Origin of the sequence: Staphylococcus sp. Marseille-Q5304 (assembly GCF_943737015.1) — a bacterium.
Taxonomy (GTDB): Bacteria; Bacillota; Bacilli; order Staphylococcales; family Staphylococcaceae; genus Staphylococcus; species Staphylococcus hsinchuensis.
In genome coordinates this window covers 1,626,659-1,650,771 of record NZ_CALSFP010000001.1, presented here as the reverse complement: position 1 = coordinate 1,650,771, position 24,113 = coordinate 1,626,659, and the positions used below count along the sequence as shown (strand labels likewise).

Annotated in this window: 22 protein-coding genes; 12 read left to right on the top strand and 10 right to left on the bottom strand. The window is 33.7% G+C overall.

The features are described from left to right. The first annotated feature begins 12 nt into the window (after window positions 1-12). The 5 genes from recQ to NGI30_RS08155 all read left to right on the top strand — a co-directional run bounded on the left by recQ (window position 13) and on the right by NGI30_RS08155 (window position 6,412). Window positions 13-1,791 carry a DNA helicase RecQ gene (gene recQ / locus NGI30_RS08175; RefSeq protein WP_251943303.1) on the top strand — a complete coding sequence of 593 codons (1,779 nt, stop codon included), beginning with the start codon at window positions 13-15 and terminating at the stop codon, window positions 1,789-1,791. A gap of 233 nt (window positions 1,792-2,024) precedes the next feature. After that, window positions 2,025-2,993 carry an ABC transporter ATP-binding protein gene (locus NGI30_RS08170; protein WP_251943301.1) on the top strand — a complete coding sequence of 323 codons (969 nt, stop codon included), beginning with the start codon at window positions 2,025-2,027 and terminating at the stop codon, window positions 2,991-2,993. Then, on the top strand, window positions 2,986-4,500 hold the full coding sequence (locus NGI30_RS08165) for an ABC transporter permease/substrate-binding protein (RefSeq protein ID WP_251943298.1): 1,515 nt from the start codon (window positions 2,986-2,988) through the stop codon (window positions 4,498-4,500). Before NGI30_RS08170 ends, NGI30_RS08165 begins: the two co-directional genes overlap by 8 nt. 164 nt (window positions 4,501-4,664) lie before the next feature. Continuing rightward, window positions 4,665-5,720: a histidinol-phosphate transaminase gene (gene hisC, locus NGI30_RS08160; RefSeq protein ID WP_251519086.1), complete on the top strand. Its 1,056-nt coding sequence runs from the start codon at window positions 4,665-4,667 to the stop codon at window positions 5,718-5,720. A 155-nt stretch (window positions 5,721-5,875) separates the two neighbouring features. Beyond that, entirely contained in the window at window positions 5,876-6,412 is a 537-nt protein-coding gene (locus NGI30_RS08155) for a 5' nucleotidase, NT5C type (protein ID WP_251519087.1), read from the top strand. A gap of 130 nt (window positions 6,413-6,542) precedes the next feature. Here the strand turns inward: NGI30_RS08155 and NGI30_RS08150 are convergent, their stop codons facing one another. The 5 genes from NGI30_RS08150 to NGI30_RS08130 all read right to left on the bottom strand — a co-directional run bounded on the left by NGI30_RS08150 (window position 6,543) and on the right by NGI30_RS08130 (window position 12,563). Further along, a complete protein-coding gene (locus NGI30_RS08150) occupies window positions 6,543-7,487 on the bottom strand; it encodes a diacylglycerol/lipid kinase family protein (RefSeq protein WP_251519088.1) in 945 nt (314 codons plus the stop codon). 110 nt (window positions 7,488-7,597) lie between these two features. Next, window positions 7,598-9,106, bottom strand: a complete 1,509-nt coding sequence (locus NGI30_RS08145) for a peptide MFS transporter (RefSeq protein ID WP_251943296.1) — start codon at window positions 9,104-9,106, stop codon at window positions 7,598-7,600. Between the two features lie 343 nt (window positions 9,107-9,449). Continuing rightward, window positions 9,450-10,964 (bottom strand): peptide MFS transporter, encoded by a 1,515-nt coding sequence (locus tag NGI30_RS08140; protein ID WP_251943294.1) that lies wholly within the window; start codon window positions 10,962-10,964, stop codon window positions 9,450-9,452. 213 nt (window positions 10,965-11,177) lie between these two features. After that, window positions 11,178-11,678, bottom strand: coding sequence for a preQ(1) synthase (queF, locus tag NGI30_RS08135; RefSeq protein WP_251519095.1), 501 nt, complete (start codon window positions 11,676-11,678; stop codon window positions 11,178-11,180). 18 nt (window positions 11,679-11,696) lie between these two features. After that, complete coding sequence (locus NGI30_RS08130; RefSeq protein WP_251519097.1) at window positions 11,697-12,563, bottom strand: DMT family transporter; 867 nt, start codon at window positions 12,561-12,563, stop codon at window positions 11,697-11,699. Window positions 12,564-13,176: 613 nt separating this feature from the next. On the opposite strand from NGI30_RS08130, the gene nrdI reads away from it, so the two are divergent. The 4 genes from nrdI to NGI30_RS08110 all read left to right on the top strand — a co-directional run bounded on the left by nrdI (window position 13,177) and on the right by NGI30_RS08110 (window position 17,253). Continuing rightward, window positions 13,177-13,587 carry a class Ib ribonucleoside-diphosphate reductase assembly flavoprotein NrdI gene (gene nrdI / locus NGI30_RS08125; protein WP_251943292.1) on the top strand — a complete coding sequence of 137 codons (411 nt, stop codon included), beginning with the start codon at window positions 13,177-13,179 and terminating at the stop codon, window positions 13,585-13,587. After that, entirely contained in the window at window positions 13,538-15,643 is a 2,106-nt protein-coding gene (gene nrdE / locus NGI30_RS08120) for a class 1b ribonucleoside-diphosphate reductase subunit alpha (RefSeq protein ID WP_251519100.1), read from the top strand. The genes nrdI and nrdE overlap by 50 nt, the downstream gene beginning before the upstream one ends. 133 nt (window positions 15,644-15,776) lie before the next feature. Next, on the top strand, window positions 15,777-16,748 hold the full coding sequence (gene nrdF / locus NGI30_RS08115) for a class 1b ribonucleoside-diphosphate reductase subunit beta (protein WP_251519101.1): 972 nt from the start codon (window positions 15,777-15,779) through the stop codon (window positions 16,746-16,748). 181 nt (window positions 16,749-16,929) lie between these two features. Further along, a complete protein-coding gene (locus NGI30_RS08110) occupies window positions 16,930-17,253 on the top strand; it encodes a PH domain-containing protein (RefSeq protein WP_251943291.1) in 324 nt (107 codons plus the stop codon). 69 nt (window positions 17,254-17,322) lie between these two features. Here NGI30_RS08110 and NGI30_RS08105 read toward each other — a convergent pair whose 3' ends face one another. The 3 genes from NGI30_RS08105 to NGI30_RS08095 form a co-directional block, all read right to left on the bottom strand. Then, window positions 17,323-17,637 carry a CHY zinc finger protein gene (locus NGI30_RS08105; protein WP_251943290.1) on the bottom strand — a complete coding sequence of 105 codons (315 nt, stop codon included), beginning with the start codon at window positions 17,635-17,637 and terminating at the stop codon, window positions 17,323-17,325. Between the two features lie 16 nt (window positions 17,638-17,653). Further along, entirely contained in the window at window positions 17,654-18,574 is a 921-nt protein-coding gene (murB, locus tag NGI30_RS08100; protein WP_251519105.1) for a UDP-N-acetylmuramate dehydrogenase, read from the bottom strand. A 144-nt stretch (window positions 18,575-18,718) separates the two neighbouring features. After that, entirely contained in the window at window positions 18,719-19,240 is a 522-nt protein-coding gene (locus NGI30_RS08095; protein WP_251519106.1) for a GrpB family protein, read from the bottom strand. Between the two features lie 118 nt (window positions 19,241-19,358). Between NGI30_RS08095 and NGI30_RS08090 the strand changes: the two genes are divergently transcribed. The 3 genes from NGI30_RS08090 to NGI30_RS08080 all read left to right on the top strand — a co-directional run bounded on the left by NGI30_RS08090 (window position 19,359) and on the right by NGI30_RS08080 (window position 22,099). Further along, window positions 19,359-20,252: an EMYY motif lipoprotein gene (locus NGI30_RS08090; RefSeq protein WP_251943288.1), complete on the top strand. Its 894-nt coding sequence runs from the start codon at window positions 19,359-19,361 to the stop codon at window positions 20,250-20,252. A gap of 158 nt (window positions 20,253-20,410) precedes the next feature. Continuing rightward, window positions 20,411-20,731, top strand: a complete 321-nt coding sequence (gene ytxJ, locus NGI30_RS08085) for a bacillithiol system redox-active protein YtxJ (protein ID WP_251943286.1) — start codon at window positions 20,411-20,413, stop codon at window positions 20,729-20,731. Between the two features lie 243 nt (window positions 20,732-20,974). After that, a complete protein-coding gene (locus tag NGI30_RS08080; RefSeq protein WP_251519111.1) occupies window positions 20,975-22,099 on the top strand; it encodes a glycerate kinase in 1,125 nt (374 codons plus the stop codon). A 256-nt stretch (window positions 22,100-22,355) separates the two neighbouring features. Here NGI30_RS08080 and pepT read toward each other — a convergent pair whose 3' ends face one another. Both pepT and NGI30_RS08070 read right to left on the bottom strand, forming a co-directional pair. Further along, the gene (pepT, locus tag NGI30_RS08075) at window positions 22,356-23,591 is read right to left on the bottom strand and encodes a peptidase T (protein WP_251519112.1); all 1,236 of its coding nucleotides are present in this window, start codon (window positions 23,589-23,591) and stop codon (window positions 22,356-22,358) included. Between the two features lie 12 nt (window positions 23,592-23,603). Beyond that, window positions 23,604-24,104, bottom strand: a complete 501-nt coding sequence (locus NGI30_RS08070) for a threonine/serine exporter family protein (protein ID WP_251519113.1) — start codon at window positions 24,102-24,104, stop codon at window positions 23,604-23,606. Window positions 24,105-24,113 lie beyond the last annotated feature (9 nt).

Genomic DNA, 24,113 nt, shown 5'->3' with positions numbered 1-24,113 from the left:
GGATTTTTAAACATGGAGTCGACTTTATCGCATTATTTTGGTTTCGACACGTTTCGTCCAGGCCAAAAAGAAATAATTACAAAAGTGATGAATCATCAAAATGTATTAGGCGTACTACCAACTGGTGGAGGTAAATCAATTTGTTATCAAGTGCCAGGATTAATGTTAGGTGGTACAACGATTGTTATTAGCCCATTAATTTCATTAATGAAAGACCAAGTCGATCAATTGAAAGCGACGGGTATTCGCGCTGCCTACCTTAACAGCAGTTTAACGAAGAAAGAACAACAAACGATAGAAACACAATTGAAGCAAGGGGAACTTCAATTTTTATATGTGGCGCCTGAACGTTTTGATAATGGTTATTTTGTACATTTATTACAGCAAATATCTATTCATTTAGTAGCATTTGATGAAGCGCATTGTATTTCGAAATGGGGGCATGACTTCAGACCGAGTTATCAAGAAGTTATTGATAAGGTCTTTGCTTTGCCTCAAGATTTCACTGTTGTAGCTTTAACTGCTACGGCAACGGCTGAAGTTCAAAGAGATATAATGGCACGGTTAAATATTGATAAACAAGACGAAATAAAAACAAGTACGAAACGACCAAATCTTGTATTTCAAGTTAACCCTACCTACCAACGACAAAAGTTTGTCTTAGAATACGTTACGCATCACGATAAAGAAGCCGGCATAATTTATTGCTCAACGCGAAAGCAAGTTGAAGAACTACATGAGGCGTTAATTGAGCAAGATGTGAATAGTACGATTTACCATGCAGGCTTATCAAATAAAGAACGTGAAGCCGCTCAAAATGATTTTGTTTATGATCGAGTACGCGTCGTTGTAGCAACGAATGCTTTCGGTATGGGGATAGATAAATCAAATGTACGTTTCGTTATACATTATAATATGCCTGGTGACTTAGAATCTTATTATCAAGAAGCAGGTCGTGCAGGTCGTGATGGTTTAAAGAGTGAATGTATTTTACTATTTAGTGAGCGTGACATCGGTTTACATCAATACTTTATTTCTTCATCTAAAGCTGATGATGATTATAAAGATAAAATGGGCGAAAAGCTCACAAAGATGATGTTCTATACGAAAACGAAGAAATGCCTGGAAGCAACATTAGTTCATTATTTTGAACCTAACGAAAAATTAACTGAATGTGGACAATGTAGCAATTGTACTCAAGGTAATAAGACATATGATATGACCCATGAAGCGAAGATGATTATTAGTTGTATTGCTCGAATGAATCAACAAGAGAATTACAGTGTAATTATCCAAGTGTTACGTGGCGAAGAAACGGATTATATTCGTTATTGTGATTACAATACCCTTTCAACTCATGGTATTATGAAAAATTATACAACTTCAGAGCTGAGTCACTTAATTGATGAATTAAGATTTAAAGGTTATCTTAATGAGCATGATGAAATATTAACATGTGATACCTCCGTCAAAGCATTACTCAATGATCAAGTAAGTATATTTACGACACCATTTAAACGTAAATCTAAAGAAGTCGTTAGCATCAATACAGTAGAGGGTGTTGACCGTGTGTTATTTGATGAACTCATCCAAGTACGTAAAAGATTGAGTGAAGATTTAGGTATCGCGCCTGTAAGTATTTTCTCAGATTATACGATAGAAGAATTTGCAAAAAGAAAACCGGAATCTAAACAAGATATGATTTCTATTGATGGGGTCGGAAGCTATAAATTGAAGCATTATTGTCCGAAGTTTTTAGATACAATTCAAACTTATAAAGCGAAAATATAATGAGCATATAAGTGTAATATGTATAAAACTACTTATATAATAAGAGAATAAAATAATTGAATTAAATGGCAAAGTTAATGAACATCACCTAGAACGCATACTTATATAAAGGCGCCTCTGGTCAGATTTTAACTTTGCCATTTTTGTAAATGGATAAATTGACTAATTATTTTGAAAATATGAAAATAAAATTCAAAAGTGCTAGATTTCAGATGAAGAATGAGGGTGTTATTTTGATTGAATTTAAAAACGTTGTAAAACGTTATGGGAATAAATTAGCTGTAGATGATGTGAGTTTTAATATTAAAGAAGGCGAGTTTTTTGTATTAATTGGGCCATCAGGATGTGGTAAAACGACGACTTTAAAAATGATTAATCGGTTAATTTCATTAACGGAAGGTTACATTTACTTTAAGGGCCAACCTATTAGTGATTATTCAGTGTACGAAATGAGATGGGACATGGGATATGTATTACAACAAATTGCATTATTCCCACATATGACAGTAAAGGAAAATATTGCACAAGTACCTCAAATGAAAAAGTGGTCGGAGAAAAAGATTGATGAGCGAGTTGATGAGCTCTTAACGATGGTCAACTTGGATCCTCAAATTTATAAATCACGCAAACCAGATGAACTATCAGGTGGGCAACGTCAACGTATTGGTGTAATTCGCGCACTGGCTGCAGATCCGCCAGTCATCTTAATGGATGAACCATTTAGTGCATTGGATCCAATTAGTCGTGAGAAATTACAAGATGATTTGATTGAATTACAAAGAAAAATTAAAAAGACAATTATCTTTGTAACGCACGATATTGAAGAAGCGATGAAGTTGGGTGACCGCTTATGTTTATTAAATGAAGGTCATATTGAACAAATAGATACACCACAAGGTTTTATAAATCATCCGCAAAATGACTTCGTGAAACAGTTTATTGGGGATAAAGCGCAACTACCAACACATTCAATGAAACTATCTGATATCATTGAAACTTTACCAACTGTTGGGGATGAAGAAATGAGTCATACATATCCTATATTTGATAGTCAACGTACTGTCAACGAAGCGTACCCAGAATTGTCTAAACATGAAACGGTGTTTATTAAAGATGAAACTACTGCGAAACATTATAAACTTAACAGAGAAACTATGTTCGAATATTTAGCACAACGTACTGGAGGTGGCAATCATGCATGAATTTTTGTCCACACTTTCAGATAGAAAAGGCGAACTCTTAACTACGATTTTTGAACATATGCAAATTTCATTTATAGCGCTATTTATCGCAGCACTTATTGGTGTTCCTTTAGGTATTTTATTAACAAAAACGCGTAGATTGTCAGAAATAGTTATGAATATCGCAGCAATTTTACAGACGATTCCGTCACTGGCATTACTTGGATTGATGATTCCATTGTTCGGAATTGGTAAAGTACCAGCCATTATAGCTTTAGTTGTGTATGCTTTATTACCGATATTACGAAATACATATACGGGTATACAAGAGGTTGATCCGTCACTTGTTGAAGCGGCCAAAGGTATAGGGATGAAGCCTGGACGTCGTTTGACTAAAGTTGAATTGCCAATTGCTATGCCGGTCATTATGGCAGGTATAAGAACGGCTATGGTACTTATCATCGGTACAGCAACACTAGCTGCATTAATTGGTGCAGGTGGTTTAGGGGACCTCATACTTCTCGGTATTGATAGAAATAATAGTGCTTTAATATTAATTGGAGCCATTCCTGCAGCATTACTGGCGATATTATTCGATTTAGTATTACGTTATATGCAAAAGTTATCGTATAAGAAATTATTAATAACATTAAGCGCAATTGTTCTCGTGCTGTTACTCGTTATTATCGTGCCAATGTTTGCGAATAAAGGTGAAAAAATCACATTAGCCGGTAAGTTAGGTTCTGAACCTTCAGTAATTACGAATATGTATAAGATATTAATTGAAGATGAAACTGATGATACGGTTGATGTCAAAGATGGTATGGGTAAGACATCATTCCTATTTAATGCGTTGAAATCCGATGATATCGATGGTTACTTAGAGTTTACAGGTACTGTATTAGGAGAGTTAACCAAAGAATCACTACATTCAAAGCAAGAAGATAAAGTGTATCAGCAAGCTAAATCTAGTCTGCAAAAAAAATACGACATGACTATGCTTAAACCAATGAAATATAACAATACGTATGCATTAGCAGTGAAAAAGGACTTTGCCAAGAAACACCATATTAAAACGATAAGTGATTTGAAAAAAGTGAGTGACCAACTAAAACCAGGTTTCACTATGGAATTTAACGATAGAAAAGATGGTTTCCCAGCAGTGAAAAAAGCGTACCACTTGGATGTTTCAAACGTTAAAAAAATGGAACCAAAGTTACGTTATCAAGCCGTTAAAAAAGGAAATATTAATTTAATTGATGCTTATTCAACGGATGCCGAATTAAAACAATACGATATGGTCGTATTAAAGGATGATAAACACGTCTTCCCACCATATCAAGGTGCACCGATGTTTAAAGAAAAATATTTAAAAGAACATCCAGAAATTAAAGCACCGCTTAATAAATTAGCTGGCAAAATTTCCAATGAAGATATGCAAAAAATGAATTACGATGTAACAGTGAAAAACAAAGACCCATATCAAGTTGCGAAAAAGTATTTAGAGAAGCACAATTTAATAGATTGACCTAAATGCCTAGTATTGATATTAATGGTGCTCGTCCATTAAATATTGATACTAGGTTATTTTGAATTAGTGGTAAATAAATTGCTATTGATTTCGTATAAATATAAGGTATATAATAGTTACTAAGTTTCGAAAATTCAGTAAATTAAGGAGGGTGTCATTTTATGAAACAGCAAATCGAACAATTATCAGCCTATGAACCTGGTTTATCTCCGAGAGCATTGAAAGATAAATATGAGATTGAAGGTGATTTACATAAATTAGCTTCTAATGAAAATGTCTATGGCCCTTCGACGCACGTTAAAGAAGCCATTCAAAATCATTTGGATGAACTACAATTTTATCCCGAAACAGGCTCACCACTCCTTAAACAAGCGATTAGCGAACATTTAAATGTAGACCCATCACGTATATTATTTGGGGCAGGGTTAGATGAAGTGATATTAATGATTTCACGTGCGGTGTTAACGCCAGGTGATAAGATTGTGACGAGTGAAATGACATTTGGACAGTATTATCATAACGCGATTGTAGAAGCGGCTGATGTAGAACAAGTACCTCTGACTGATGGACACTTCGACTTAGAAGGTATTTTAAAAGCTATAGATGACCAAACAAAGCTCATATGGTTATGTAATCCAAACAATCCAACGGGATGTTATATGACGCATAATCAATTAACACAGTTCCTTGAACGTGTTCCTGCACAAATACCAGTTTTAATTGACGAGGCATATGTAGAATATGCGACTGCTGAAGATTTTCCTGACACGCTCAAATTACAACAACAATTCGAGAATGCATTCTTATTACGTACATTTTCAAAAGCATATGGCCTAGCAGGTATGCGCATTGGATATGTTGTCGCTGCTCAAGAATCTATTGAAAAATGGAATATCATTCGTCCGCCATTTAATGTTGGGCGTTTATCTGAATATGCAGCACATGCAGCACTGAAAGATCAAAGTTATATTCAAGAAGTTCGAAACCGTAATGCAGAAGAACGAGAGAAATTCTTCGAGTTAGAAGAAAGTAAACATTTCTACCCAAGTCAGACAAACTTTATTTATGTGAAAACGGATAAACCTCAAGCATTGTTTGAAGCATTGTTGAAGGTAGGATGTATTACACGTGTCTTTCCACAAGGTATTCGTCTGACGATTGGTTACCCTGAACAGAATGAAAAAATGATTCAAGTGCTTCAGTCATTTGAATTTTAATAAACTAGTAAGATTAATTAAAATATTTTAGGCAATTGTTTATTTAAAGAAATGCATTTTAGTTTCAGTAATATATTTGCTATACTTAAAAGTGACAATCTATTTAATAACTATGCCTTTGGAAAAGTTGAATTAAAAAGGGAGTAGAATAATTAATGACAAGACAATCTATTGCTATAGATATGGACGAGGTGCTTGCAGATACTATTGGTGCTTTAATCGAAGGCGTGAATAGACGACAACAGTTAAACTTGCAATACGACATGTTTGAAGGCCAAAGGTTAAGACAAGCAATGCCGGAACATGAAGGCATTTTAAACGGGTTATTAAGAGAACCTGGTTTCTTCTATAAATTGTCGGTAATGCCAGATGCACAAGAAGTGGTTGAAAAGTTATCGCAACACTATGATATTTACATCGCTACAGCAGCAATGGATGTACCAACTTCATTTGACGATAAATACAGTTGGTTAAGAAAGCATTTTCCTTTCTTAGATCCACAACAGTTTGTCTTTTGTGGTAGAAAGAATATCGTTAAAGCTGATTACTTAATAGATGATAATCCAAAACAGTTAAGTATTTTTACTGGAACTTCGATTATGTTTTCAGCGGCACATAATGCAAATGAAGATCGTTTTATTCGTATGAATAATTGGAAAGAAATCGAAGCCTATTTCTTAGGTAGTAAGTAAAACCTCTGTCCGATTACAGAAAATAGCCACCCTAAAAGATTGAATTAATCTTTTAGGGTGGCTATTTTTATAAAATTTTCGTTTCAACGTAATTAATAGAAATTACCTTTTCTACTGTTCAGTGGATTTATCAATTTAAGTCATCATTTTCTAACTTTTCTTCGGGTAACGTTAAGATTTGAATTGCATTAGGGATGACTTCAATTTCTAATGGTGTTGTTAACGCGATTTCACCATCCATATCCACCTTTTGTTGGGGATCGGTTTCTATAGTGATTTTTTTAGATAAGACGTGTTGTATACCGTCTGTCATTTTGTTCCAATTCATACTATCACGTTGTTTGAATATATCATTAAGTACACTTGTACCTTGTTCTTTAAAGATAAATGTATTTAAATATCCGTCGCTTGGAGATAAATCTGTTAATGGAATGCGGCTACCTCCAATGAAAGGACCATTTGCTACAACTAACATAGAAGTATTTCCATCAACTTCTTTATCATCAAATGTTATTTTATAGTCAAAGTGTTCTGGATTAAGTAAAGTTTTCATTGTAGAACCTACGTAACTTAATTTCCCAAATACATCTTTATTTCCTTCTTGTACATTCTCAGCGTTTTGCACGATGAGTCCCATACCAACAAAGTTTAAGGCATATTGATCATTAATCTTCATTACATCATAAGTTTGTAATTCTGATTGCATTAATTGTTGGCTGGCAGGTTTATGACGTGGATTTAGATTCAAAGTTTTCACGAAATCATTAAATGTCCCGCCCGGAATAATGCCAATAGGCACATCTAAATTGTTTTGCATGACGCCGTTGATTAACTCGTTTACTGTTCCGTCTCCACCTAAAATAAATACGATATCGACATCATCGCTATATTGTTGTGTTTTGATTTCTTCACAATATTTAATAATGTCTCCTTCATTTTCACTGAGCTGAATAGATAAGTGTTTACAAAATGTAGTAAGTGAAGCTGCAACGTCGCCTAAACCTCTGTATATATCCTTTATACCGGAATGCTCATGATAAAAAAGCACACCATGTTTAAATTTATGATTTGCCAATAGTTTCACCATTTCCTTAAAACTTTATTTTTATGTATACACATTTTAACTTAATGAGTACAAAAAAACTACTATGAACTTATTTTGAAATTCATAGTAGTTTGAAAAAATTATTTTATGCCACGCATACCTTTTATAATTTTTGGTACAAACATCAAGACGATAATACTTATAACGACTGCTAAAGCACCTAAAAATAAGAAATAGTTGGTTTGACCTAATGGTTTAATTAATTTAACTAATGATCCATTAATAGCTTGCGCAGTGGCATTCGTAAGTAACCATAAACTCATCATCTGTGCGTTGAAAGCTTTTGGTGCAAGTTTTACAGCACTACTATTACCTGTAGGTGAGAGACATAATTCACCGATAACACAAATAATATATGATAGAATGACCCAGTTTACGCTAATATGTGCTGAACCAGATGCATAACCTACAATTGCTATCAATATGTATGATAGTCCAGCTAATGTTGCACCTAATACAAATTTCGTAGGTAGGCTAGGTTGGCGAGTGGCCATTTTAGCCCAAACCATAGACACTACTGGTGCGAGTAACACAATGAATAATGGATTAATAGATTGGAATAACGCTGCTCCAAAACCTGTTGTCCACCCGAATAAATTCAGTTTCATATCACTTTGTTCGAGTGCGTATATATTTAGAACATTGGATCCTTGTTCTTGGATTGACCAGAATAAAACACCTAAAATAAATAATGGAATAAATGCAACGACACGAGAACGTTCATCTGAAGTTACTTCTTTACTGCGAATCATAACTGTGAAATAAATTATGGGTAAAGCGACGCCGAGTACGAGTACGGTTGTACTAATAATGTCGAACGATAATGTATGAGTTGCTGCTGTAATACCTAAGATAGCTACGATAACTATGATTGCAATAGCGAAAATAAGTCCGTAACGTTTTTTCTCACTTTGGTTAAGCGGGTTAGACGGTTGTAAACCAATTTCACCTAAGTTGCGTTTATTAAATATAAAGTACCATATTAAGCCGAGTCCCATACCGATCGCTGCGATTAAAAATCCGCCATGGAATTTACCTGACCCTACGAATTGGTTTAATACGATTGGTGCAATTAGCGCTCCCATGTTGACAGACATGTAGAAAATAACAAAGCCTGCATCGATTCGTACGTCATTTTCAGGGTATAAGCGACCGACGATATTTGAAATATTAGGTTTCATTAAACCAGAACCTAAAATAATAAAGAACATAGAGATAAATAAACCTGTTGTAGCTAATGGTAAACTTAAAAAAATATGTCCAATAATAATGAATATGCCACCTAATAAAGTAGCTAATCGTGTCCCTGTAATTCTATCTGCAATCCAACCACCTAATACGGAAGTCATGTAAATTAATGCACCGTAGACTGCCATTACTGATTGTGCAGTTGTTTTATCCATGCCGAGACCGCCATCTTTTATTGCAAAATACATATAAAAGATTAATAGGGCACGCATGCCGTAATAACTAAACCTTTCCCAAAACTCTACAAAAAATAAAACACCTAAACCTTTAGGATGACCGAAGAAGCCTTTTTGAGGTATTGATTGAACTGCTTCGTCGTAAGTTGTTGCTTTCTTGTTCATTTTTATCACTCCCCATTCAATGAAACAAAAAAGATATAAAAAGTATTTTACTCGTAAATATTTTCAATTTCAACAATATTCTAAAAATAACAATATTTAGAATATTATGTTATATTATTGTTTTTATCATAACAGACTTGTATTTATTTAGAAAGTAAGTGTGTTATTAGTTAATAAATATAATAACTGTTTATATATTTAATCGATTTACACTAATTTGATACGAAATAAAAGAGAGTGGGACAGAAACCGAATCTTTTAATTGAGATGTCGTAGTCCCATTAATAGACAAAGAGGCTAAGACATCTATTTTTGTCCTAGCCTCTTAAACTATTTTATAAAATTAATAAATACCCTTCATCGCACGTTTTACTTTTGGCGAAATGATTAATAATATGATACCAATTGCGACTGCAAATAAACCTGAATATAAGAAGTAATCTGCTTGTTTCATGTGTTCATATACGACGACAAGTTGTGCGTTTAAACCTTGTGCTGTAGCGTTACTTAACATCCATAAGCTCATCATTCGAGCTGTAAATGTAACGGGTGCTAATTTCGTTGTCGTAGAAAGCCCCACAGGTGAAATACATAACTCACCAAAAGTGATTAATAAGAAACTTAAAACGAGCCAAATTGGGTTAACTAATTCGACGCCACTTAATAATGGGATGACCATAATTAAATACGATAATCCAGCCGTGATAACACCATAAGCAAATTTATGTACTGTTGGTGGATTATGCTTCCCTAATTTAACCCATAAAGCTGCAAAAACAGGTGCGAGTATGACAATAAATATCGGATTTAAAGATTGTGCCCATGAAGCAGGTATTGAAAAGTCAATTGCACCATTCGTTAATTTAGACATTTCTAATTGCGTTTTCTTATCTGCAAAGGTTGCTAAAACAGTGGACCCTTGCTCTTGAATCATCCAAAAAGCTACAGATGTAATATATAGTGGTATATAGCTGATAATTCTTGAACGTTCTTCTCTATTAACATCTTTGCTCACTAACATGTTGATGATAATGTAAATCGGTAGAACGATTCCCAGTATTGTCACAAGCAAACTAAAATTGCTTAGAGTTAATGCATTGAATAAATGTAATATTAATAAATAGAGTAAAAATAAAATTACAACAGCCACTGTGATGACAGACAATTTTTTAATTTCTGGCTTTGTCAGTGGGTTAGGTACATTGCGTCCTGCAAGACCAAGGTTGACTTTTCGCTTTAAAATATAAACAACGAGACCACAAAACATACCGATAGCTGCAGCTAAGAACCCAGCATGGAAGCTTATGCGTGTCTGAAGGTAACCAGTAATAAGTGGAGCGAGTAAACTACCTAAGTTAATTCCCATATAAAAAATCGTGAAAGCACTGTCTCGTTTCACGTCATTGCGATCGTATAGTTCCCCAACTGTAGTTGAAATGTTCGGTTTGAGTAAGCCGGTTCCGGCAATGATTACTGCTAAAGCAACCATGACCAATGTTAGATTGTTAGGTAATGAAAGTAATATGTGACCTAACATAATTAAAAATCCACCATAAAACACTGCATTTTGAGTGCCGGTAATTCGGTCGGCAATCCAACCACCAATGATTCCAGACATATAAATTAAAGTACCGTAAATTGATACAATTTGCATCGCAGCGCCTTCGCTCAATCCAAATCCACCTTGAGCTACACTGTAATATAAGTAGTAGATTAAGATGGCTTTCATCCCGTAATAACTAAAACGTTCCCAAAATTCAGTTACGAATAATGTACTCAGACCCTTTGGATGACCGAAAAAACCTTTTCGTGGCGTACTTTCCATTATTTCTTCATGTGTATATGTGACTTGTTTCATCTTCTCCCCCCAATGTATGTTTGATTAATTTTATACTGAATATTCTGAAAAAACAAGTGGAAATTTTATGCAGAAATTAGAATAAATAAATTAAAAGAGACCGAGACAAAAATAAATGTCTCAGCCTCAATGGCAATTAGAGGGACTACGATATCACTTTTAGAAAATTCGATTTCTGTCCCATACCCTGAGTAAAATTATTGATAAATGTGATTATCGATTATCAATTTTTTCTGGGTAAAGGTCATGGTTCATTAAGCGATGTTCTGCGATTTTTTCGTATTTTGTGTTAGGGCGTCCATAATTCGTGTAAGGATCAATCGAAATGCCACCACGTGGAGTGAATTTCCCCCAGACTTCAATGTAGTGGGGATCCATTAAATCAATTAGGTCGTTCATAATAATATTCATACAATCTTCATGGAAGTCGCCATGATTTCTAAAACTAAATAAATATAATTTTAACGATTTTGATTCTACCATTTTGATATGAGGAATGTATGAAATATATATAGTGGCAAAGTCAGGTTGACCTGTAATAGGGCATAATGATGTAAATTCAGGGCAATTAAATTTGACGAAATAGTCACGACCTTGGTGTTTATTATCGAATGATTCTAATACTTCAGGTGTGTAATCAAATTCATATTTATTATTTTGATTTCCTAATAGTGTAATATCTTCTAATTGTTCTTTATTGCGTCCTTCAGACATTGAAATCTCTCCTTAACTTTATTTTTCAGTGGTAGCAGATTGGCGTCGTGCTTTCTCAAACATGTAATAGCTTGAACCAATAATGATAATATAGCCTAATATTGCAAATAAATCTGGTGATTCTTTAAATAATATAAATCCAAATATTGCTGTAAATATAATAGAAGCGTAAGTGAAGATGGATATATCTTTTGCAGGTGCAAAGCTATATGCTAATGTAATACCAATTTGACCGATTGCTGCAGATAAACCTGCACCAATAAGGTATAACACTTGAATCCATGACATTGGTTCAAATGTAAATATCGTAAATGGAATCAATGCTATAATAGAAAAGAATGAGAAATAAAAGACAATTGTGTAAGGTGCCTCACGTGAACTTAGCGCACGAACACATGTATACGCTCCGGCAGCAAATATTCCTGAAAGTAATCCTCCAAGTGCTGGAATCACAGCAGAAGAAAACTCTGGTTTCACTACGAACAACATACCTAATATAGCTACAATCATTGCTATAAGTTGGTATTTTCGAATTTTTTCATTTAAGAAGAGTAAACTAAGTAAAATTGTCCAAAATGGGTTAAGCTTCATTAATGTATCTGCATCACTTAAAATCATATGGTCAATGGCGTAAATATTTAATAATACACCAATGAGGCCTAAAGCAGATCTGGATATTAATAAAGGTTGACTACTCAACTTACCGAAAAGTGGTTGTTTATATTTGAATATGAAATACAACGGTATAAACATCGCAACTAAATTTCGTGCGAGCGATTTTTGAAAGACGGGTAAATCTCCAGCTAGTCTAAAAAATACTGACATAAAACTAAAACCGATCGCGGAAATTAAAATTGCGATAATTCCTTTTACTTTAGGATTCACAACTATCGCCTCAATTTCTAAAATTTAACGTATCTATAGTAGCACATAGAAATACAATATGTATATCCTTGAAATAAACTCAGAAGTAGTATAATATGGAAATGCGAACAAATGTTCTATTTCAGTTCGTTGATAACAGAAGATAATGTTTTTTAAATTGCAAGAATTTTAGCTTGAAGTTGGGAATAAAAATTTAAAAAATTTTCAAAAGGCTTATTCACGTGGTTCGGTGCCATTTTTTAAAAATATCTTTTCAAACCAGTTCAATTTTATGTCTTTAATTCTCAGAAAGAGTTATGTATAATGAAACACATAATATAGTGTTGATGACCCAAACTTAACACAAGATATTGTGTTTTAGCTTGTGGTCAATTTATTTATAATAAATCAAATTTTAATTAAAAAGACACTATTACGATGCTTAAATATGACAATTTTAATGAAAATTGGTATATAATTTGAGATTGTTTCATTGATACATATCTATGGTAATTCTATATATTGTGTAAATTAATATAATTAAGCACAATGTGTAATTTTTAGATTTTGCGTAAAGTTGAACGATAGATATTTTGGAATAAGATCATGACAATTTTAGGAAGTAGGTGGTCTAATGAAGGTCGCGTATTACTCATTTTCAGGAAATGTGCGTAGATTTATTCAACGAACAGAGATAGCTGACACTTTAGAAATTACGCAAGCGAATTGTACTGAACGTGTGAAGGAACCTTTTATATTGGTCACTGGTACGATAGGATTCGGTGAAATCCCGCCACCCGTACAATCATTTTTAGATGTAAATCATGATTTGTTAAGAGCTGTGGCAGCGAGTGGCAATCGCAATTGGGGACAAAATTTTGCGAAAGCCGGCCGAACTATTGCAGCAGACTTTCAAGTACCATTATTAATGAAATTTGAAGTTCAAGGCACTAACGAAGATATTAGCGAATTTAAAGATAAGGTGGGGCACATAAATGAAGGTTATGGACGAGAAACAATACAATCATATAGAGTTGAACAATGAAGTCACAAAGCGTAAAGAGAATGGCTTTTTCGATTTAGAAAAAGATCAAGAAGCGCTAGCTGTATACATGGAAGAGATTAAAGATAAGACCATTTTCTTTGATTCTGAAATTGAGCGTCTTCATTATTTAGTGGACAATAATTTCTACTTCGATGTGTTCGAAAAATATTCAGAAGAAGACCTTATTGAAATTACTGATTTTGCAAAAAACATTGATTTTAAATTTGCAAGTTACATGGCAGCGAGCAAATTTTACAAAGATTATGCGTTAAAAACGAATGATAAAAAACAACTATTAGAAGATTACAATCAACATGTGGTTATCGTGTCACTATATTTAGCAAATGGTCATAAAGCGACTGCTAAACAATTTATTAAAGCGATGATTGAACAAAGATATCAACCTGCAACACCAACGTTTTTAAATGCAGGTCGTGCACGCCGAGGCGAACTTGTCTCATGTTTCTTACTTGAAGTTGACGATAGTTTAAACTCAATCAACTTTATAGATGCGACTGCTAAGCAATTAAGTAAAATTGGTGGCGGTGTTGCGATTAACTTATCTAAGCTACGTGCACGTGGCGAAGCAATTAAAGGTATAAAAGGTGTAGCAAAAGGCGTATTACCAGTTGCTAAATCACTTGAAGGTGGTTTCAGTTATGCCGACCAGCTAGGCCAAAGACCAGGTGCTGGGGCAGTTTATTTAAATATCTTCCACTTCGATGTTGAAGAATTCTTAGATACTAAAAAGGTTAACGCCGATGAAGATCTACGTTTATCTACAATTTCAACTGGTCTTATCGTCCCTTCAAAATTCTTTGATTTAGCAAAAGAAGGTAAAGACTTTTACATGTTTGCACCACATACAATCTATAAAGAATATGGCGTGACTTTAGACGATATTAATATCGATGAATATTATGACGAACTTGTCGCAAATCCTAATATCGAGAAGAAGAAAAAAGATGCACGTGAAATGTTAAATATGATTGCTCAAACTCAATTACAGTCAGGGTATCCATATTTAATGTTTAAAGATAATGCGAACAAAGTTCATGCTAATTCAGATATTGGTCAAATTAAAATGAGTAATTTATGTACTGAAATCTTCCAATTACAAGAAACTTCAATCATTAATGACTATGGTACTGAAGACGAAATCAAACGTGATATTTCTTGTAATTTAGGGTCACTAAATATCGTAAATGTCATGGAATCTGGTAAATTTAGAGATTCAGTGCATACGGGTATGGATGCGTTAACTGTAGTAAGTGATGATGCAGATATTAAAAATGCGCCAGGTGTTAGAAAGGCAAATAGCGAGTTACATTCTGTTGGTTTAGGCGTTATGAACTTACACGGTTACTTAGCTAAAAATAAAATTGGTTATGAATCAGAAGAAGCGAAAGATTTTGCAAATACGTTCTTCATGATGATGAACTATTATTCAATAGAACGTTCTATGGAAATTGCTCAATCACGTAAAGAGACATATAAAGGATTCGAAAAGTCTGACTATGCAAACGGTAAATATTTCGAGTTCTATACTTCTCAATCATTCGAACCACAATATGAAAAAGTACTTAGATTATTTGATGGTTTAGATATCCCAACAGCAGAAGATTGGAAAGCATTGCAACAAAAGGTTGAAGAACATGGACTATTCCACGCATATCGTTTAGCGATTGCGCCAACTCAAAGTATTTCATACGTACAAAATGCAACAAGCTCAGTAATGCCTATAGTGGACCAAATTGAACGTCGTACTTATGGTAATGCTGAAACATTCTATCCAATGCCATTCTTATCACCAGAAACAATGTGGTATTACAAATCAGCATTCAACACTGATCAAATGAAATTGATTGATTTAATTTCAACAATTCAAACACATGTGGACCAAGGCATTTCAACGATACTTTACGTTAATTCAGAAATATCAACTCGTGAATTATCAAGATTATATGTTTACGCACATCATAAAGGATTAAAATCTCTATATTACACTAGAAATAAATTATTAAGCGTTGAAGAATGCACAAGCTGTGCAATTTAATATAAATTGACCGTGAGCCAAACGATTTTTTGAATGAGGTTAAGGTTGATGATGCACTGCTTCTTGGGTGCTAAGGCCTTGCCTCATCTATCATTGTTAACTAAATTTTACCGAATAGGAGACATTTTCAATCATGAAAGCAGTCAATTGGAATACGCAAGAAGATATGACGAATATGTTTTGGCGACAAAATATATCACAAATGTGGGTTGAAACAGAGTTTAAAGTATCTAAAGATATCGCAAGTTGGAAAACATTATCCGATGCCGAGAAAAATGCTTTCAAAAAAGCATTAGCAGGTTTAACTGGTTTAGATACACACCAAGCAGATGATGGTATGCCACTTATCATGCTGCATACTACGGATTTACGTAAAAAAGCAGTGTATTCATTTATGGCTATGATGGAACAAATTCATGCAAAAAGTTATTCTCATATATTCACGACATTATTACCATCAAGTGAAACAAACTATTTATTAGATAAATGGGTAATTGAAGAGCCACATTTAAAATATAAATCAGATAAAATTATCGAGAACTATCACAAATTATGGTCAAAAGAAGCTTCAATCTTTGATCAATATATGGCTCGAGTTTCAAGTGTGTTTTTAGAAACATTTTTATTCTATTCAGGTTTCTATTATCCACTGTACCTTGCTGGACAAGGTAAAATGACAACTTCTGGTGAAATTATTCGTAAGATTTTATTAGACGAATCTATTCACGGTGTATTCACAGGTATGGATGCACAAAGTTTACGTAATGAGCTATCTGAAAGTGAAAAGCAACGTGCAGATCAAGAAATGTATAAATTATTAGATGATTTATATAAAAATGAAGTTTCATATACACAGTCACTTTACGATGATATCGGGTTAACGAACGATGTACTTAACTATGTTCGTTACAACGGAAACAAAGCTTTATCTAATTTAGGCTTTGAACCTTACTTTGAAGAAAGAGAATTCAATCCAATCATTGAAAACGCATTGGATACTTCAACGAAAAACCATGATTTCTTCTCAGTTAAAGGTGATGGTTATACACTTGCTTTAAATGTAGAAGCATTACGTGATGAAGACTTCGTATTTGATGATAAATAAGTTAATAATTTTTTTAGACCGAGAAGCGATATGACTTCTCGGTCTATTTTTATACTCATAATCATTATCGAAGCGAAGACTTCTGAAAGATTAGAAGATATAAAAATTTAAGCAACTAAATTAATTTATGGTATTACAACATGTATAATAGTTAAAAAGACAGCGTGGGAGGGGTTTATTTATGGTTTTGGATAATGTCAATCCGAATGATTTATATCCAACAGAAAAGAAAGGACCAACTGTTCTCGGTACCATTGAATATTCAATTCAAGGTAGTACGGAATTTGAAGGTGCATTCATCGCGACAAACGAAAGGTTGATTCTAAATGTCGATATGAATGGAGAATTTTACTACCGAAGTATTGCTTACAATGAAATTGAATCAGTTACTTACGACGGTAATGTGATCCACTTTAAATTTAAAATCGGACCAATGCCTATGAAAGATATTAAAAAAGGTGATGCAGAAAAATTTGTATCCTATGTAAATGAACAAATAAATTAAAAAAGCGAGACTTCGAAATCTATTAACTTCAAATAGATTTCTGTCTCGCTTCTTATTTTATAACTTGAATTATACTGAAAAATAATGATGATAGTGAAATTTACAACGATTATTAAAATGGCCATTACATTTCGGACATGCTTCTACCATCATATATTCATTGATGGTCATTTCATATTGACATACGCCACAAACGACAGCTTTTTCATCATATTCCTCATGTTTCCAACGTTTAATGTCATGATCTTCATTAGCTTCATGACATTTGTAGCAAGGATAATACTTATTACAACATTTAAATTTAATTGCAATGATATCTAAAGGTGTTTGGTAATGAATACATCGACTTTCGTTATCTACTGTTGGGCCATTAATTTTTATCAAAATGTTTCGCTCCTAGTTATTCGTCTGGGTGCTGACCAATGATTCTTACTTCAGGATGTAACTCTACGTCAAATTTTTCTTTAACGACATTTTGTACGTGATGTATTAAATCTTCATAATTTGTCGCAGTTCCTTTGTCTACATTTACCATAAATCCAGCATGTTTCTTAGAGACTTCTACGCCACCAATACGATGACCTTGTAAATCGGAATCTTGAATTAATTTACCAGCAAAGTGGCCTGGTGGTCTTTGGAACACACTTCCGCAAGAAGGGTATTCTAAAGGTTGTTTACTTTCTCTACGTTCAGTGAGGTCATCCATTTTTGATTGAATTTCTTCTTGGTTACCCGGTTCTAACGTAAACGCAGCTTCAACTACAACGAGATCATCTTTTTGAACGACACTGCTACGATAATCTAACTCGAGTTCATTATTTGTCAGTGTGATAAGTTCACCTTTATGGTTCACGCAAAGAGCATAATCGATACAGTCTTTGATTTCACCGCCATATGCACCTGCATTCATGAAGACAGCACCACCGACTGAGCCAGGAATACCACAAGCAAATTCCAGACCAGTTAAACTTTTATCACGTGCAGTGCGCGAAACGTCGATAATTGCTGCACCGCTACCTGAAATAATTGCATCATCTGATACATCTATTTTATCAAGTGATAATAAGCTGATAACAATACCTCTAATTCCGCCTTCTCTAATGATGATATTTGAACCATTGCCTAAATATGTGACCGGTAAATCGTTTTTATACGCAAAATGTACAATTTCTTGAACGTGTTCATGTTGTGTGGGAGATAAATAAAAGTCTGCTTTCCCACCAGTTTCTGTATATGTATAACGTTTTAATGGTTCATCAACTTTTATAATTTCTTTTGGGATAATTGCTTCGAGTTCTTTTAAGATCGTATCTTTATGCAATTATAGAACATCCTTTCATATTTAATTCGTTGTCTTATTATAGCAATGTTTCATTAAATATGCTAAATAGTATGGTTTATATTACCGATAAAAAATTCATTTAAACCCAATACAGGTCAATACATTTTGAAAATGTCTTATCTACTATGTGCCTAAGCGTTTGGCTAATTTGGTAAATAGTTGCTGTTTTTGATTTTCATATGGACGTATCGTCGTCACATGTTGTGTGATTTGTTGCTTTTGTTGTCCAAATTGTTCTGCTAATTCGGGCTTTGTTGATAGTGCTTCATTAGTATTTAGGTATGCATTGTAAAGCGGTGAATCCTTTTGAATTATGTGTAAACGTACAGTTTGTCTTAAATCAATTAAATTATTGAATTTTGCCATTACCACTTTCTTCTTATAAGGATGATGTAAACGGTAAAAGCCTTCATAGTTTAAGCGTTTTTCGTCTAAAGCAGTTATATCGTGCAGGTTATTCACACCGACTAATATATCTAAGATGGGTTCGGTCGGGTAATTAAAATGCTTTGTACCTCCTATGTGAAAGGTTGTTTGCACGGGCGTATCAAGTAAATTAAATAGAACTTGACGTATCGTTTTATATTGAGTTGCAAAGTATTGATCGTCATCTTCAGTTATAAAAGTTTGAATATTTGAGTGCATGTTACGTCTCCTTACACAAATAGTAATTTAACAACTATAAATTCTGAAACAATATATCATATTTGATTTCCAATATAAATAACTTTATGTATAATACTTATTGATAAGGAGTGCAGATATGAAAAAAATAGTTTATATCACGTTATTATTTTCTGTGGCAATCATACTTAATGCATGTGGAAATGGGAATGGCTCTGATTTTAAAAAGTTTAAAGAGTCATATGCCAAAGTTGAGCAAAAAGACCAAGAATTACAGAATACGGTTGATGATATACAATTAGGTCGATTAAACGATTTAAGTGAATCGCAATTAACTGATAAAAATAAAAAAGAGTTTAATGATATCCAAAACAAAGTAAATAGAAAATTAATAAAGAAATTTGATGAATATAAACAATCAGCGGAAAAGTTACCTGCAACTTCAGAAGATACGAAGACATTAAAAAAAGAATATATGAAAACAGTTAATCGAAAAAAAGATGCTATATATGAAGTTAAATCTTATGTAGATTTATATAATCAATCTATTAAAGCAAATGAAGATATTTTAGATTATACGAAACTATTTGAAAAAAATAGAGCCTTTGTTGAAGATGATATTAAAAGAGCCAATTCAGCAGGGGAAAGCGATGAAGTGAACAAATTAAAGCATAAAATAGCTGAAACAAACAAAAAATTAAAAGCAAAATCTGAAAATACGTTAGGTGATTCTGTTTCACACGACTCTCAACAAGCGATCGATGACGAAATTATGCCTTTAATTACAGACCAAATTAGAGAATTAAATAAATTAGAGTTAAAAGATGGGTATGCAAATAATGCACGTAAAAATGCAATTGAAATGTATTACAGTTTACAAAATTATTATGAAACACGCGGTGAAACGATAGCAAACGGCGAGAAGATTGATAAAATTAATCGAGACAAATTATTGAAAAATGGTGAAGATTTAGAGCATTACAACGAGTCATTCAAGGAAAAGTATCAAAGCATTAAAGTTAAATACGAATAAAATACTGTGACAGCACTATAATAGAACTTGATTTTTAATAAACGGTTAACAATAAAAAGGTATTTGTGTATAATTGTAAGCAGTGATACGACATTTTTTTGAGGGGATTTCACACTTATTAAATGTGAGTGTGTTAAATATTTTTAGAGGTGAATAGAATGGCTATAAAGCTGAGTTCGATTGACCAGTTTGAACAAGTTATTGATGAAAATAAGTATGTATTCGTATTAAAACATAGCGAAACATGTCCAATTTCTTCAAATGCAATAGATCAATTTAACAAATTTTTATATGAAAGAGATATGGATGGCTATTATTTAGTAGTACAACAAGAAAGAGAATTGTCAGACTACATAGCTGAAAAAACTGACATCAAACATGAATCGCCACAAGCATTTTACTTTGTTAAAGGTAAAGCTATATGGCATGCTAATCACGAAGATATCAATGTGAAATCTTTAGCTAACGCTGAAGAATAATAAACGAAATAAACTAATTAAGGGACGCTTGCTATACTCGAAAGCAAAGAAGGGTATTGCAAGCGTTTCTTTATTATGTGAAAAAATCTTATTTGCCATGTATAATACAGTGTAAATGTAACAATGTTTAGGAAAGTTATTTGGGATTAAAACGGCACTTTGCTAAACGATTTAGGATAAGGTGAACGATCCATATTAAATTTATAGCTTATAGTAATTTAAACAAATATTTGAGGTGACATAATGAAAGTTTTAGTGGCAATGGATGAATTTAATGGTATCATTTCAAGTTACCAAGCAAACCGTTATGCCGAAGAAGCGGTAGCCAGTCAATTAGATAAAGCGGATATTGTACAAGTACCACTATTTAACGGACGTCATGAATTAATGGATTTTGTATTTTTATGGCAATCTGGTACAAAGTATCGCATTCAAACGCACGATGCTGATATGAATCAAGTAGAAACAGTATACGGTATTACAGATGATCAAACCACTGTAATCGAAAGTAATTTGTTTATGAAAGGGAATAAACCGATTAATGAACGTACAAGTTACGGCTTAGGAGAAATTATTGTGGATGCATTAGAGAAGGATGCGAAACACATTGTAATCTCACTTGGCGGTATGGATAGTTTCGATGCAGGTGCGGGCATGTTGCAAGCGTTAGGTATGAAATTTTACGATGATGAAGCACGAGAAGTAGATGTTCGACAAGGTGCTAAAGTTTTAAAATATATTCGTAAAGTGGATACAAGTGGTTTACATCCTAAGTTAAAAGATGTTCGCTTACAGGTCATGACTGACTTTGAAAGTAAGTTATATGGCAAACACAGTGAAATTATGCAATCATACGAAGCGTTGGGACTCGATCGTGAAAAAGCATCAGAAATAGACAATTTAATTTGGTATTTAAGTGAAATATTTAAAAGTGAATTGCAACTTGCGTTAGGTCCAATTGAAAAAGGTGGCGCAGGGGGTGGCGTTGCCGCAGTTTTAAATGGCTTATATAATGCAGAAATTATGACAAGTCATGAATTAGTAGATCAAATTACTCATTTAGAATCACTGATTGAACAAGCTGATTTAATTGTGTTCGGTGAAGGTGTTAATGAGGAAGATCAATTACTAGAAACTACGACGATTCGCATTGCAGAACTCGCAACGAAACATCACAAACCGTCAATTGCAATTTGTGCGACAAATGATAAGTTTGATTTATTTGAATCAATGGGTGTAACGTCTATGTTTAATACCTTTATGGAAATGCCAAAACACTATACTGATTTTAAAATGGGTATCCAAATCAGACATTATATGGTTCAAGCAATTAAACTGTTAAAGACACAGTTTGACCCTCAAAAATAATTCTAGGGTTTATTGTAGAAAGACAGGAATAAATTAAAAACGATGGTTTCTATGAAAATGTACATAGAAGTCATCGTTTTTTATTTTAACTATGTTATTTTAAAAAGATTTATTGAGCAGGTGGTGTGATAAAGTCACGTCCCAACAGCTAAGGAAAATACAAATCGTAGATATCAAAATAGCCCGTCAAAAAGATTTTAGATAATTAATCTCTTTGATGGGCTTAATAAGATTGACTAATGTTTTATGTTTTGAACTATGCTAGAGTATCATCTTTAGCTATTTCTTTGACGATACCAAGAATAACTTCGACTGATTTTTCCATAATATCAATAGAAGCATATTCATATGGGCCGTGGAAATTCGCACAACCTGTAAAGATATTTGGTGTAGGCAATCCTTTATATGATAATTGCGAACCATCTGTACCACCACGAATGGGTTCTGTGTTTGCTGGAATGTCTAAAGTTTTAAATACGCGTTTAGGAATTTCAATCACATGGGGTTGTGCTTCAATTTTTTCTCCCATGTTATAGTATTGATCATTGATTTCAATTTCGATTGGGTCGTCTTCATAATGTGAATTAATATCTGATTTAATTTCAATCATACGTTTTTTACGTAGTTCGAAGTTTGTTTTATCATGGTCGCGAATGATGTATTGGAGCTGTGCACGTTCTACATCGCCTTGGAATTGCATTAAGTGATAGAACCCTTCGTAGCCTTCAGTTCTTTCAGGTACTTCATTTTGCGGTAATAGTGCATTGAATTGTTGACCTAAAAGAATGGCATTGACGAGTGTGTTCTTAGCCGAACCTGGATGAACGTTAACACCATGACATATTACCTTTGCCTCTGCAGCATTAAAGCTTTCATATTGAAGCTCACCATATTCGCTTCCATCCATAGTATATGCAAAGTCAGCACCGAAACGCTCGACATCAAAGGCATGTGGTCCTTTACCGATTTCTTCGTCCGGTGTAAAGGCAATACGAATGCGACCGTGCTCAATTTCAGGATGCTCAGTTAAATATTTCACTGCTTCCATAATTTCAGTAATTCCTGCTTTATCATCAGCCCCTAGAAGTGAAGTGCCATCAGTAACCATTAATGTATGACCTTCAACTGCTTTTAATAGGGGGAACTGTGCTTGTGTTAATGTACGGTTCGTTTCACCAAGTTGAATCGTTTCACCATCATATTTATCGATAATTTGAGGATTTACATTTGAAGCATTAAAATCCGGTGATGTATCAACGTGTGCCAGGAAACCAACTGTAGGAAGTGGGCGTGATACATTACTTTCTAATGTTGCGAATAAATAACCATTGTCGTCTAGTTCTGTTTCAAGACCGAATGCCTTTAATTCTTGATCTAATAAATTAAGTAAATCCCATTGTTTTTCCGTTGATGGTGTAGTCGTCGATTCAGGATTAGATTGCGTATCAATCTTTACATATCTTGTTAATCGTTCTATTAAATCTTTTTTCATATATAACACCCCTTACACTCTATTATTCATATTATAAGACTTTTTGTATCTTTTGCCATTTAATTTGCCAAAATACTGTTTGATTTTCGTGTAAAGGTAATACCAAATTTCTGCACATAAGATTCCAAAGGCAATCGCTCCTGAAATAAGGGTAACTTCTAGAAACGTGTTCACAGCGTGTGTATATTGACTACTCACAAGATAACGTGTCGCTTCATAAGCAAGTCCACCAGGTACAAGAGGAATGATGCCTGGTACTATGAAAATAATTACAGGTCGTTTATAACGTCGACTCATGATATGACTCATTAAAGCTAAAATAAAACTTCCTAAGAATGCTGCCACGACTTCACTCGTTTCTAAATCGATGGTTAGTTTGTAAATCATCCATCCCATTGAACCAACTAAACCACAGGCGAGTAATAGTTTACGAGGTGCATTAAATATGACAGAAAACATCATCGTCGCTAAAAAACTTACGATAAACTGTAGAAAATAATAACCAAAGACCATATGTACGCA

Bases quoted from the DNA above. Each gene is read 5' to 3' on its own strand.
- recQ (WP_251943303.1), top strand. From the start codon at position 13: ATGGAGTCGACTTTATCGCATTATTTTGGTTTCGACACGTTTCGTCCA.
- NGI30_RS08165 (WP_251943298.1), top strand. From the start codon at position 2,986: ATGCATGAATTTTTGTCCACACTTTCAGATAGAAAAGGCGAACTCTTA.
- hisC (WP_251519086.1), top strand. From the start codon at position 4,665: ATGAAACAGCAAATCGAACAATTATCAGCCTATGAACCTGGTTTATCT.
- NGI30_RS08155 (WP_251519087.1), top strand. From the start codon at position 5,876: ATGACAAGACAATCTATTGCTATAGATATGGACGAGGTGCTTGCAGAT.
- NGI30_RS08145 (WP_251943296.1), bottom strand. From the start codon at position 9,106: ATGAACAAGAAAGCAACAACTTACGACGAAGCAGTTCAATCAATACCT.
- NGI30_RS08140 (WP_251943294.1), bottom strand. From the start codon at position 10,964: ATGAAACAAGTCACATATACACATGAAGAAATAATGGAAAGTACGCCA.
- queF (WP_251519095.1), bottom strand. From the start codon at position 11,678: ATGTCTGAAGGACGCAATAAAGAACAATTAGAAGATATTACACTATTA.
- nrdI (WP_251943292.1), top strand. From the start codon at position 13,177: ATGAAGGTCGCGTATTACTCATTTTCAGGAAATGTGCGTAGATTTATT.
- nrdE (WP_251519100.1), top strand. From the start codon at position 13,538: ATGAAGGTTATGGACGAGAAACAATACAATCATATAGAGTTGAACAAT.
- nrdF (WP_251519101.1), top strand. From the start codon at position 15,777: ATGAAAGCAGTCAATTGGAATACGCAAGAAGATATGACGAATATGTTT.
- NGI30_RS08110 (WP_251943291.1), top strand. From the start codon at position 16,930: ATGGTTTTGGATAATGTCAATCCGAATGATTTATATCCAACAGAAAAG.
- NGI30_RS08095 (WP_251519106.1), bottom strand. From the start codon at position 19,240: ATGCACTCAAATATTCAAACTTTTATAACTGAAGATGACGATCAATAC.
- NGI30_RS08090 (WP_251943288.1), top strand. From the start codon at position 19,359: ATGAAAAAAATAGTTTATATCACGTTATTATTTTCTGTGGCAATCATA.
- ytxJ (WP_251943286.1), top strand. From the start codon at position 20,411: ATGGCTATAAAGCTGAGTTCGATTGACCAGTTTGAACAAGTTATTGAT.
- NGI30_RS08080 (WP_251519111.1), top strand. From the start codon at position 20,975: ATGAAAGTTTTAGTGGCAATGGATGAATTTAATGGTATCATTTCAAGT.
- pepT (WP_251519112.1), bottom strand. From the start codon at position 23,591: ATGAAAAAAGATTTAATAGAACGATTAACAAGATATGTAAAGATTGAT.
- NGI30_RS08070 (WP_251519113.1), bottom strand. From the start codon at position 24,104: ATGGTCTTTGGTTATTATTTTCTACAGTTTATCGTAAGTTTTTTAGCG.